The organism is uncultured Polaribacter sp. (genome assembly GCF_947495205.1).
GTDB lineage: Bacteria > Bacteroidota > Bacteroidia > Flavobacteriales > Flavobacteriaceae > Polaribacter.
The window spans coordinates 30,544-43,809 of record NZ_CANLXV010000017.1 but is presented as its reverse complement, the minus strand read 5'-3'; the positions used below and the strand labels follow the sequence as shown (position 1 = coordinate 43,809).

9 protein-coding genes are annotated in these 13,266 nt (G+C 30.9%); all 9 read left to right on the top strand.

The window, feature by feature from the left end; all coding sequences use genetic code 11:
- Positions 1-693: 693 nt before the first annotated feature.
- On the top strand, positions 694-1,299 hold the full coding sequence (locus tag Q0762_RS13395; protein WP_298767544.1) for an alpha-ketoglutarate-dependent dioxygenase AlkB: 606 nt from the start codon (positions 694-696) through the stop codon (positions 1,297-1,299).
- A 114-nt stretch (positions 1,300-1,413) separates the two neighbouring features.
- Positions 1,414-2,415 (top strand): winged helix-turn-helix domain-containing protein, encoded by a 1,002-nt coding sequence (locus Q0762_RS13390; protein ID WP_298767542.1) that lies wholly within the window; start codon positions 1,414-1,416, stop codon positions 2,413-2,415.
- Positions 2,415-3,902, top strand: coding sequence for an FGGY family carbohydrate kinase (locus Q0762_RS13385; protein WP_298767540.1), 1,488 nt, complete (start codon positions 2,415-2,417; stop codon positions 3,900-3,902). The genes Q0762_RS13390 and Q0762_RS13385 overlap by 1 nt, the downstream gene beginning before the upstream one ends.
- Positions 3,903-4,094: 192 nt before the next feature.
- Complete coding sequence (gene xylA, locus Q0762_RS13380; RefSeq protein ID WP_298767538.1) at positions 4,095-5,411, top strand: xylose isomerase; 1,317 nt, start codon at positions 4,095-4,097, stop codon at positions 5,409-5,411.
- A 105-nt stretch (positions 5,412-5,516) separates the two neighbouring features.
- Positions 5,517-6,935 carry a D-xylose transporter XylE gene (xylE, locus tag Q0762_RS13375; RefSeq protein ID WP_298767536.1) on the top strand — a complete coding sequence of 473 codons (1,419 nt, stop codon included), beginning with the start codon at positions 5,517-5,519 and terminating at the stop codon, positions 6,933-6,935.
- 19 nt (positions 6,936-6,954) lie between these two features.
- Positions 6,955-9,600, top strand: coding sequence for a glycoside hydrolase family 3 protein (locus Q0762_RS13370; protein WP_298767534.1), 2,646 nt, complete (start codon positions 6,955-6,957; stop codon positions 9,598-9,600).
- A 134-nt stretch (positions 9,601-9,734) separates the two neighbouring features.
- Positions 9,735-10,358, top strand: a complete 624-nt coding sequence (locus Q0762_RS13365) for a hypothetical protein (RefSeq protein ID WP_298767531.1) — start codon at positions 9,735-9,737, stop codon at positions 10,356-10,358.
- On the top strand, positions 10,342-10,770 hold the full coding sequence (locus Q0762_RS13360; RefSeq protein WP_298767529.1) for a hypothetical protein: 429 nt from the start codon (positions 10,342-10,344) through the stop codon (positions 10,768-10,770). Before Q0762_RS13365 ends, Q0762_RS13360 begins: the two co-directional genes overlap by 17 nt.
- Positions 10,771-10,956: 186 nt before the next feature.
- Positions 10,957-13,251: a beta-glucosidase BglX gene (gene bglX / locus Q0762_RS13355; RefSeq protein WP_298767528.1), complete on the top strand. Its 2,295-nt coding sequence runs from the start codon at positions 10,957-10,959 to the stop codon at positions 13,249-13,251.
- Positions 13,252-13,266: the final 15 nt, after the last annotated feature.

Below are 13,266 nucleotides of genomic sequence, written 5' to 3'. Positions count from 1 at the left end.
TCTCTGTTAAATCAAAAATAATAAAAATTAAGACAATAAAATTAGGAATTAAAGATAGTACCTAGCCGTGTTTGCCAGCATATTACATAATTTTTAGGGTTGTTGTTTTTTTAATGTAATCTGGTTTTAGTTTTTGTAGTAATATAAATTTTAAGAAGTGGTAAATATGAGATCAAGCATAAAGTTGTGGAATTTTACAATTAGGCAAAAATATTTGTTAATCTAAACAGGAAGAACTCTATATTTCTTACACCTCTAAATTCTTCTAGAATACTGTTTAACTTTGTAAAATAAAAATGAATTTCTTCTGATTTAACTTTGTGTTTGATGAGTTCAAAATAAGTAACAAGAACTTCGGGAAGTAATAAATTGGCTATCGATAATAAAGGAGCGGAAGACATAAATATTTTAATATCAAAGTTCAACCTTTTTTATTTAATCCACAACTTTTAGTATTGATTCAGGTTATAGCGAAACAAAATTAGTAAATAAATGCGCTAATGATGTAAAATGTTCTAAAGCAGAGCACCAATTAAATAGAAGAACAGAGTTTATCATCTTAAACCCAGACAAAATTAGGTAAAAGCAAATAACAAAAGAAAATAAATAAAATAAGGTTAGGCAATTAGTTGCTTAATCCTTTTTTAAGTTAAATATGCACTGTTTAGTGGCTATAATTTGTACTTTTATACTATGAATTTGTTTTCTTCAGAAAAAATAAATAACATTTTACCTTTTGATGGAATTTCAAACTACCATGGTATTGTTTTAAATAATAAAAAATGCGATTTTTATTATCAAAAATTACTAGAAACAATTGCCTGGAAAAATGATGAAGCTATAATTTTTGGTAAAAAAATAATAACCAAAAGAAAAGTAGCGTGGTATGGTAGTTCAGAATTTTCTTACACCTATTCTGGTATAACAAAAACAGCTTTATTATTTACAAAAGAACTTACTGCATTAAAAAATTTAGTAGAAAAAGAGAGCGGAGAAACCTATAATTCTTGCTTATTAAACCTATATAACTCTGGTGAAGAAGGTATGGCATATCATTCAGATGGCGAAAAAATGCTGAAAAAAAATGGAGCAATAGCCTCTTTATCTTTGGGAGCAGAACGTAAATTTTCGTTTAAACATAAAGAAACCAAACAACGCATAGATATTGTTTTAGAAAGAGGAAGTTTATTGGTAATGAAAGGCCTTACACAACAAAATTGGTTGCACAGGTTACCACCTACAAAAAAAGTATTCACGCCCAGAATTAATCTTACTTTTAGAACTATAGATCTAAAGTAAATTTTAGTAAGATTAATGTTTTAATACATAAAAAGTGTTTTTTTGATAAAAATTGTAGTATAAATTTTAATATTATATTTTTTTTTATACTTTTACCTACCAGAGCAGAACAGTATGGTAGCAACCAAATCACTTATCCAAATAAAACACGATAGTGTTACACCAAAGTATCAGCAAATAGTTAATGCTATTAACAATGCTATTGGTAAAGACATATTGCAAAAAGGAGACCTTTTACCATCTGTAAATAAAATTTGTAAAGAATTTAGCCTTTCTAGAGATACTGTTTTTAAAGCATATGCCATTCTTAAAGATAGCAATAGAGTAGTTGCAGTGCCAAACAAAGGGTATTATGTAGCTAATGAAACTAAAAAGGTACTCTTAATTTTAGATACATTTAAAGCATATAAAGAAGTCTTGTATGATGCTTTTATCAATAATTTACCAGATAATGTAATAACAGATGTACAATTTCATCATTACAATATAAATAATTTTAAAACCATTGTAAATACAAGTATTGGCAAATACTACAAGTATGTTATCATGAATTTTAATCATGTAGATGTAAAACACACATTAGCTAAGTTTAATACAGAAAACGTTTTATTAATCGATTGGAATATTTATGCCAAAGAAGATAGTAATTTTGTTTTTCAAGATTTCGGGCAATCATTTTACAATGCCATATTAGAAGCTAAAACACAATTTCGCAAATATAAACGTATAGATTTGTTGTTTCCAGATTTTACATATCACCCAAAAGAAACCATACATTTTTTTAATAAATTTTGCGAAGATTATAATTTTAAAAGTAAAATTTGTACTGATTATAAAAACTTTAAAATCGAAAAAAATATAGCTTATGTAAGTGTAAGCGATAGAATGTTAGGTAAATTTTTAGAGCAATGCAAAAGCAATAATTTAGAACCTGGTAAAGACATTGGTTTTCTATCATATAATGAAACACCAATGAAAAAATTTATTTACAAAGGTATATCTGTAGTATCTACAGATTTTAAAGAACTAGGTACAAAAGCAGCAGAATTTGTTACAAAAAATACTAATTTACGCTGCTATATTCCAACAAAATTAACATTAAGAGAATCGTTATAATGAATTATTATTTAGGATTAGACATAGGAAGTTCATCTATAAAAGCCGCTTTGGTAGAAGTAGATTCTGGCAAAAGTATTGGCGTTGTACAAGAACCCAAAGAAGAAATGGGCATGTTTGCACAAAAAAATGGTTGGGCAGAACAAGCACCTTTAGATTGGTGGTTGCACATTTGCAACGCAATAAAAAGTTTACAAAAACAATATAATGTAGACAAAGCTCAAATAAAAGGTATTGGTATTTCTTACCAAATGCACGGTTTGGTTTTGGTAGATAAACAAGGCAATCCATTAAGAAGAAGCATTATTTGGTGCGATTCTAGAGCAGTGGCAACAGGAAACAAAGCTTTTGCAGAAATCGGAGAACAAAAATGTGCTACACAATTGCTAAACTCACCAGCAAATTTTACAGCATCAAAATTAAAATGGGTAAAAGAAAATGAACCCGAAGTTTACAAACAGATATACAAATTTATGTTACCTGGAGATTTTATTTCTTATAAATTTTCAAACACCATAAACACAACCATTTCTGGTTTGTCCGAAGGAATTTTTTGGGATTTTAAAAACGACTCAGTTGCAGATTTTTTACTAGAATACTATGGTATAGAACCTTCTTTAGTGCCAGATATTGTAGACACTTTTAGCAACCAAGCTCAAGTAGATAAAAAAGGAGCAGAAGAAAGTGGTTTAGCAGTGGGGACACCAATCTTTTACAGAGCAGGAGATCAACCCAATAACGCTTTATCATTAAACGTATTTAATCCAGGAGAAGTTGCAGCAACAGGTGGTACCTCTGGCGTTGTTTATGCAGTCACAGAAAGTTTATCAGCCAAAGAAAGTGCTAGAGTAAATAACTTTGCGCACGTAAATTACACAAAAGGAGCAGCCCCAAAAATAGGAAAATTATTATGTATCAATGGCGCAGGAATTCAGTACAGATGGCTCCTAAATAACCTCGCAGTTTCCTCTTATGAAGAAATGAATACCTTAGCATCAGAAATTGCAATAGGTGCAGATGGCGTTTGCCTAATTCCTTTTGGTAATGGTGCAGAACGCATGTTAAACAACAAAGAAATAGGCACACGTATTGTAAACATGAATCTAAACAATCATCATAAAGGACACATGTGCAGAGCTGCATTAGAAGGCATTGCCTTTTCTTTTGTTTACGGCATGGAAATTATGAAAACAGACGGAATTACACCAAGCGTAATAAGAGCAGGAAACGACAATCTATTTCGTTCAGAAATTTTTGCAAACACAGTAGCAACCTTAATAGAACAAGAAATAGAAATTTACAACACAACAGGCGCCATTGGTGCAGCAAGAGCAGCAAACTTGTATAAAGGAGATTTTGAATCTTTTAGCAAAACAATTATGGACAATGACCATGTAATGACATTTATGCCGTTTAAAGACAAAAAACCATACTTAGAAGCCTATAAAAACTGGAAAAAAGAATTAGAATTAATTTTAAATAAATAAGATGTGGGCGTTACTTTATGCTGAAGGCATTCAGCATAAAGTCGGGCTTTCACTACTCGCTTTTTTTCCGAAAAAGAAAAAAGAGCTCAAACAAACCGTTCAATCCCTAACGCAAATAGAGACAACTCAAATAAAAGTTACAGTAAACAACAAATACACAATAAAACCAATAAACAATTAAACAATTAAACAATGGCAAATAAAGAATATTTTAAAGGAATCAATAAGATTCAATTCGAAGGAAAAGAGTCAGACAATCCAATGGCTTTTAAATACTACAACCCAGACCAAGTAGTAGCAGGAAAAACAATGCGAGAGCATTTTAAATTTGCAATAGCCTATTGGCACACATTCTGTGGTCAAGGAGGAGATCCTTTTGGCCCAGGAACACAAAACTTTGCTTGGGACCAAGCAGCAGACCCAATACAAGCAGCAAAAGACAAAGCAGATGCCGCTTTTGAGTTTATCAACAAAATGGGCTTTGATTATTTTTGTTTTCACGATTATGATTTAATTCAAGAAGGCGCAACTTTTGCAGAATCAGAAGCAAGATTAAATACTATTACAGATTACATTAAAGGAAAACAAGCAGAAAGTGGTGTAAAATTATTATGGGGAACTGCAAATTGCTTTTCAAACCCACGTTACATGAATGGCGCTTCTACAAATCCAGATTTTAATGTAGTTGCCAGAGCAGGAGGTCAAGTAAAATTGGCGTTAGATGCAACCATTAAATTAGGTGGAGAAAATTACGTATTTTGGGGCGGTAGAGAAGGTTATATGTCTTTATTAAATACAGATATGGGTCGTGAATTAGATCACATGGCACAATTCTTAACAATGGCAAGAGATTATGCAAGAGCACAAGGTTTTAAAGGAACTTTCTTTATAGAGCCAAAACCAATGGAGCCAATGAAGCACCAATATGATTTTGATTCGGCAACTGCAATCGGTTTCTTAAAAGAATACGGTTTAGATAAAGATTTTAAAATGAATATAGAGGTAAACCACGCAACTTTAGCACAACATACCATGCAACACGAGTTGGCAGTAGCTGCCAAAGCAGGCATGTTAGGTAGTATAGATGCCAACAGAGGAGATTACCAAAATGGTTGGGATACAGATCAATTTCCAAACAATATTCAAGAAACTACAGAAGCAATGTTAGTTTTCTTAGAAGCAGGTGGTTTACAAGGTGGTGGTGTTAATTTTGATGCAAAAATTAGAAGAAACTCAACAGATATGGAAGATGTTTTTCTTGCACATATTGGTGGGGCAGATACGTTTGCAAGAGCATTAATTACTGCAGATAAAATTATAACATCTTCTTCTTACAATGCGTTAAGAGAAAAAAGATACAGCTCTTTTGATGCTGGTAAAGGAAAAGATTTTGAAGCAGGTAAATTAGAATTAGCAGATTTGTATAAAATTGCTCAAGAAAACGGAGAATTAACGTTACAAAGTGGTAAGCAAGAATTGTTTGAGAATATTATCAATCAATATATTTAAGAAAAAAAAGACCAATTAGATAATATAATCTAATTGGTCTTTTTACATTTACTAGCTATGTAATAAAACATCAATTAAAAATAACAATTAATTAAATACAACAGAATGAAAAAAGCAGCAGATTCAGGATACCTGTTAAAATTAACTTTAGTAGCAACATTAGGAGGTTTACTTTTTGGCTATGATACAGGTGTAATTTCTGGAACCGTAGGTTCCTTAGATAGTTTTTTTGTAATTCCCAAAGGGTTATCAGAAACCGCGGCAAGCGCATTTAAAGGTTTTTTAGTATCTAGTGCGTTAATAGGTTGTGTTATTGGTGGTGTATTTGGTGGTTTAGTTAGTAAAAAACTTGGTAGAAAAAACGGCTTAATTTTAGCAGCAATTTTATTCTTAATATCTGCATTAGGTTCTGCAATGCCAGAAATGTTTTTGGCTCCAATAGGTGAATTAGACCATACATTTTCTACTATTTTTATAGGATACAGAATTATTGGAGGTATAGGTGTGGGCTTAGCTTCTATGCTATCTCCATTATATATTGCAGAAATAGCTCCAGCAAAAAATAGAGGTAAATTGGTATCTTTTAATCAACTAGCTATTGTTGGTGGTTTTATGGTAGTTTATTTTGTAAACTATTTTATTTCTAAAACTGGTGGTTCAGATGCTTGGTTAAATGAAATTGGTTGGCGTTGGATGTTTGCTTCAGAAATAATACCTGCAGGTTTGTTTTTAGCCTTTTTATTTCTTGTGCCAGATACACCACGTTCTTTAGTATTGCGCAATAAACCAAAAGAAGCATTAGCTGTTTTAACAAAAGTAAACGGAGAAGAAGAAGGCGTTAAAATCTTAGAAGAAATTAAAGGTTCTATGAATGAAAAAATTTCAGGAAACTTATTGTCTTTTGGTTGGTTAGTCATTATAATTGGAGTTTTATTATCTGTTTTTCAGCAATTTGTTGGTATTAATGTGGTTTTATATTATGCGCCAGAAATATTTAAAACCATTTCTTCTGGCACAGATACCGCTTTATTAATGACAATTATTGTAGGTGTTGTTAATTTCTTATTCACCATTATTGCTATAAAAACTGTAGATAAATACGGTAGAAAACCATTAATGGTAATTGGTGCTTTAGGTATGGCAGTTGCTATGTTGTCACTTGGTTTTGTGTTTTATGCAGAAGCAACAGGTTATTTAGCTTTATTTTGTATGATGCTTTATGTGGCTAGTTTTGCCATGAGTTGGGGTCCTGTAACTTGGGTATTATTGTCAGAAATATTTCCAAATAAAATTAGAGGTAAAGCATTGGCAATTGCCGTTGCAGCGCAATGGATTTCTAATTATTTAGTTTCTTTAACCTTCCCTATGATGAATGATAATTCTTACTTAACAGCGCAATTTAACCATGGTTTTGCATATTGGGTATATGGTATTATGAGTATTTTGGCAGCCTTATTTGTTGTTAAGTTTATTCCAGAAACAAAAGGAAAAACCTTAGAAGAAATGGAAAAATTATGGAAATAAACCAATTTTATTTAAATTTATGAATGTAAAATATAAGAGTAAGGATGTTTTGGTTAATTTTTATAAGAAAATATTAGTTTTAATAGTACTTGCTTTTATGGTAGTTTCTTGTGGAGAAACTAAAAAAGAAATTACAATAAACTATGACATTCAGTTTAAAAAAAGTGCTACAGAATTAGTAGCAAAAATGACCTTGAAAGAGAAAATATCGCAAATGCGTTATGATTCTCCAGAAATTACACGCCTAAATATACCAGAATACAATTGGTGGAATGAGTGTTTGCATGGTGTAGCAAGAGCAGGAGAAGCAACTGTTTTTCCTCAAGGAATTGGTATGGGAGCAACTTGGAATCCGTCTTTAATACATAAAATGGGTATTGCAGTTTCAGATGAAGCTAGAGCAAAACATCATAAATTTAAAAGCGAAGGAAAAAGAGGTATTTATCAAGGTTTAACGTTTTGGACACCAAACATTAATATTTTTAGAGATCCAAGATGGGGTCGTGGACAAGAAACTTATGGAGAAGACCCTTATTTAACCAGTAGAATTGGCGTTAACTATATTAAAGGTTTACAAGGCAATGATCCAAAATATTTAAAGGTGGTTGCCACTGCAAAACATTATGCAGTGCATAGTGGACCAGAAAAAACAAGACACTCAGACAATTATAAAGTATCAGATAGAGATTTATACGAAACCTATTTACCTGCTTTTGAAGCTGCAATTATAGAGGCAAAAGTACATTCTGTTATGTGCGCTTATAATAGATTTAGAGATCAGGCATGTTGTGGTAGTAATTTATTACTTCAAAAAATATTAAGAGAAGATTGGAATTTTCAGGGTTATGTAGTCTCAGACTGTTGGGCAATTAATGATTTTTGGGAACCAAACAAACATGGTTTAACAAAAACGCCAGCAGAAGCAGGTGCTTTGGCAGTAAACTCTGGTACAGATTTAAATTGTGGTAATGTATATGATCCTCATTTACAAGAAGCTGTTTTAAAAGAAATGTTAGATGAAGCTCAGTTAGATAAGGCTTTAATTAGATTATTTACAGCAAGGTATAAATTAGGTATGTTTGAAGATGATGCCAATATACCTTGGGCAAAAATACCTTATAATGTTGTAGCAAGTAAAGCGCATTATACATTATCAGAAAAAGTAGCCAAAGAGTCTATGGTTTTGCTTAAAAATGATAATAACATATTACCTTTAAGTAAAAAAATAAACACTATTGCAGTAATAGGACCTAATGCAGATTCTAAACAAGCACTTTTAGGAAATTATCATGGCACACCACATCATTTTTTTACACCTTTAAAAGCCATTCAAGCTAAATTACCAAATGCTAAAGTAAATTATGCTTTGGGTAGTCATGTTGCAGAAGGTTGGCCAATGCTAAAACCAGTTGCACCTTCATTTTTACAAAACAATGGTAAAGTAGGTTTAAAAGGAGAATATTTTGATAACAAAAATTGGGAAGGAAAACCTGTATTTATTAGAAATGACGCAGATATCAATTTTATCTGGATGCCAAAAAAACCTGTAGAAAATTTACAGAAAGATAATTTTTCTGTAAGATGGACAGGGCAAATAACTCCAAAAGAAAGTGGTAAATATAGAATAGGTTTTCAAGCCAGCAATGGGGTTAAATTCTATCTTAATGGTAAATTAAAGTTTCAGTTTACGGCAAAACATCAAGTAAGAACCAATTATTTTGATATCGATTTAAAAAAGGGAAAACCAAATACAATTAAGATTGAATATTTTAATTTTCATTCAGATCCACAAGCACATTTGGTGTGGGCTAAAATGGATAAAGATTTAATAACACCTGCGTTAGAAGTAGCTAAAAAGTCTGAGGTAGTTGTGCTGTGTTTAGGCTTATCTCCAGATATTGAAGGAGAAGAAATGCCTGTTTTGTTAGAAGGTTTTGATAAAGGAGATCGATCTGATATTGTTTTACCAAAAACACAATTAGAATTAATGCAAAAAGTGGTGGCTTTAGGCAAGCCAACAGTTTTGGTTTTAATGAATGGTAGTGCATTGGCAGTTAACTGGGCAAATAAAAATGTATCAGGAATTTTAGAAGCTTGGTATCCAGGAGAGTTTGGTGGTAAAGCTATTGCAGATGTTTTATTTGGTGATTACAATCCTGCTGGTAGATTACCCATAACTTTTTATAAATCTCTAAAAGACTTGCCAGATTTTCAGTCTTACACAATGCAAAATAGAACATATAAGTATTTTAAAGGTGATCCTTTGTTTCAATTTGGTCATGGATTAAGTTACACAACTTTTAAATATAGCAACTTGGTTCTAGAAGATAACATTGCTAAAGAAACACCAATTGCCTTAAGTGTAAATGTTACCAATTCTGGTAAAATGGCCGGTGATGAAGTTGTACAATTGTATATTAGTCATATAGATAGTAAAAATGATGCTCCAATAAGATCTTTAGTAGGTTTTAAAAGAATACACTTAAAGGTAGGAGAAACAAAAACAATTGCTTTTACAATTTCACCAAAACAATATGCACAATTAAATAGCAGTGGAAATGCTGTGTTTAATACAGGTAAAATTATTGTAAGTGTTGGTGGCAAACAACCTATAAATTTAAAAGATGAAACTGTAATTTCTAAAGTAGTAACTATAAATAATTAATTGCAATAAATTAAGTAGTGTAAAAACTAGCACTTATTACTGTTTTTCATTTTACCAACTATCATTTCGTAAAATGAAATCATTTTAACTGTTTTGTGTTATTAAAAAAGAACTATTAACAATAATTAAAAAAAGTGAACTATACATCATTTGAAAAAGGAGAAGAATTTGAAAATTTCGTTGAAAATGAATTATTTAATGAAAAAGAATACAAATTAGTTCATAGAACTAATAATTTTGAACAAAATAAATCAAGATACTCAGAAGATACTTTAAAACCTGATTTTAAGTTTAGATGTAAAAACACTCAACAAGAATTTTATATTGAGGCAAAATACCGTTCAAACTTCAATTTGAATGATAAGATTGAAATTATGAGTGTCAATCAATTAGAGAGGTTTAAGAAAATCCAACAAACCGAGCAAATTCCAATTTTTATTGTGATTGGTTACATAGGAAAACCTTCAGAACCAAATAACATAAGCTTAATTCCTTTATCTGAGCTTATTTATCTTGAACTTTATCCATCATTTCTTCGAAAATTTAAAGTCAATAAAAGAACAATTGATATTAACGAGCTAAACCTAAAAAGTAGTCATTCAATTAAGGAAGCTTCTCTCAATGAAAAAAGGGTAAATAAAGAAGAAAAAATTAAGCCAATAATTAATAAAAGAAAGAACGTCAAATTTAGTGTTGCATTTCTTTTTGTATTAATAATTGCATTTTTCAGTTTTTATTATTTTGAGCAACAACATTGAAAAAGACATAAAACAAAAAGTATCAGAATACTATAAGACCATTGATAATGGAAACATTAACGATTTAGATAATTATATAAATCCAATTGTAGATAAATGGTATAATAAAACAAACTTAACGCTATCTGAGATTAAATCCCAAACAACTGAATATTTGAAAAAATATCCTAAAACTAGAACAGAAATTCAATGGGAATCATTTAAAATTACTAGTTTAAATAATGACTATGCAGTTTCATACAAAATGATTTATAAAATTTTATCTGAAGGAAAGTTTAAAAATAAAGTTTACCATTTAGAAATTAATGCTGTGTTTAATACAGGTAAAATTATTGTAAGTGTTGGTGGCAAACAACCTATAAATTTAAAAGATGAAACTGTAATTTCTAAAATAGTAACTATAAATAATTAATTGCAATAAATTAAGTAGTGTAAAAACTAGCACTTATTACTGTTTTTCATTTTACCAACTATCATTTAGTAAAATGAAACATTTATCTCTCGTAATTTACATTGGTGGTTTTTTATACAAATGAAGGTATTTATTTCAGGTAGCAAATTAGTATTGTTTTCATAACTTAGTATTAAAATATAAAAAATGAATAAAAGTGTTAAATTTATACACATTTTGGCATTTACCATATTAGGTTTTGTTAGCTGCAATTCACCTAAAAATCAAGCCATAAAGTCTAAAGTAGACCAAAAAGTAGATGCTCTTTTAAATTTAATGACTTTAGAAGAAAAGATTGGTCAAATGAACCAATACAATGGTTTTTGGGATGTTACTGGGCCAACGCCAAAAAATGGAAATGCAGCCAAAAAGTACCAAGACTTAAAAAACGGTTTGGTGGGTTCTATGTTAAATGTACGTGGTGTAAAAAACGTAAAAGCAGTTCAAAAAATAGCAGTAGAAGAAACAAGATTAGGTATTCCTTTAATAATTGGTTTTGATGTAATTCACGGACATAAAACACTTGCTCCAATTCCACTTGCAGAAGCAGCAAGTTGGGATTTAGAAGCTATAAAAGCATCTGCAAGAAACGCAGCAATAGAAGCATCTGCAGAAGGTATTAATTGGACTTTTGCACCAATGGTAGATATTTCTAGAGATGCAAGATGGGGACGAGTTATGGAAGGCGCAGGAGAAGATACCTACTTAGGATCTTTAATAGCAAAAGCAAGAGTAGAAGGTTTTCAAGGAAACGATTTATCTGCACACAATACAATTGCAGCTTGTGCAAAACATTTTGCTGCTTATGGTTTTGCAGAAGCTGGTAAAGAATATAATACTACAGAAGTAAATCCGTCTACATTAAGAAATACAATTTTACCGCCTTTTAAAGCAGCAAAAGATGCTGGTGTTAAAACGTTTATGAACGCTTTTAATGATGTAGATGGCAAACCAGCAACAGGTAATGCACACTTACAAAGAACTATTTTAAAAGAAGAGTGGGGTTTTAAAGGTTTTGTGGTTTCTGATTGGGGCTCTATTAAAGAAATGATTGCACATGGTTATGCAAAAGATAACAAACATGCTGCAGAAATTGCTATTAAAGCAGGCTCAGATATGGATATGGAATCTTATGCCTATGTAAATCATTTAGCAAAGTTAGTAAAAGATGGTAAAGTAAAAGAAACTTTAATTAATCAGGCTGCAGCTAGAATTTTAAAAGTTAAATTTGAGTTGGGTTTATTTGATGATCCCTATAAATATTGCAATGAGGAAAGAGAAAAAAAAGTACTAGGTAGTAAAAAACTACATGCAGGAGCATTAAACATGGCAAAAAAATCTATTGTTTTATTAAAAAACAGCACCAATTTATTACCTCTAAAAAAACAAGGTTTAAACATTGCAGTTATTGGAGATTTGGCAGACGATAAAACGAGTCCTTTAGGCAGTTGGAGGTTGGCTTCAGAAGATAATACAGCAATTTCTGTAATAGAAGGTTTAAAAGCACATTCTAGCAATAATATAACGTTTGCTTCTGGACCAAAATTATATACAGGAACACCAACATTTGTAAAAGAAATAAAAATTAATAACAAAGATAAAACCGGATTTAATGAAGCCCTAAATGCAGCAAAAAATAAAGATGTTGTAATTATGGTTTTAGGAGAATATGGTTTTCAATCTGGTGAAGGCAGAAGTAGGGTAAATCTTGGTTTACCAAGTTTTCAACAAGAGCTGTTAGAAGCTGTTTATAAGGTAAATCAAAATATAGTATTGGTAATGATGAATGGCCGTCCATTAACCATTAATTGGGCAAATGATAATCTGCCATCAATAGTAGAAGCATGGCAATTAGGCACACAAAGTGGTAATGCAATTGCCCAAGTTTTATATGGCGATTATAATCCTTCAGGAAAATTACCAATGACTTTTCCAAAACACGTTGGGCAAGTGCCAATTTATTACAATTACAAAAATACAGGAAGGCCCAAAACATCAGATCACGATGCTAATACTGTGTTTTGGTCGCATTATGGAGACATTTCTAATGAACCATTATATGAATTTGGTTATGGTTTAAGTTATACCACTTTTACATACAATAACTTAAAATTAAGCGCCAAAAGTTTAGATAAAAAAGGCAATATAAAAGTAACTTTCACCCTAAAAAATACAGGTAATTATAAAGGTAAAGAAGTTGTGCAACTGTATATACAAGATTTATATGCAAGTATTATAAGACCAGTAAAAGAGTTAAAAGGTTTTAAAATAATAGCTTTAAAACCAGGCGAATCTAAAGAAGTTAATTTTACGATAGATTCAAAAACCTTAGAATTTTATACTGCAAATAATAAATGGGAAGCAGAGGTAGGAGCGTTTAAGGTATTTGTAGGAGGAAGCTCTAAAACAAGTCTGGTAGATTCTTTTGAATTGATTGACTAACTATTTAAAATCCAT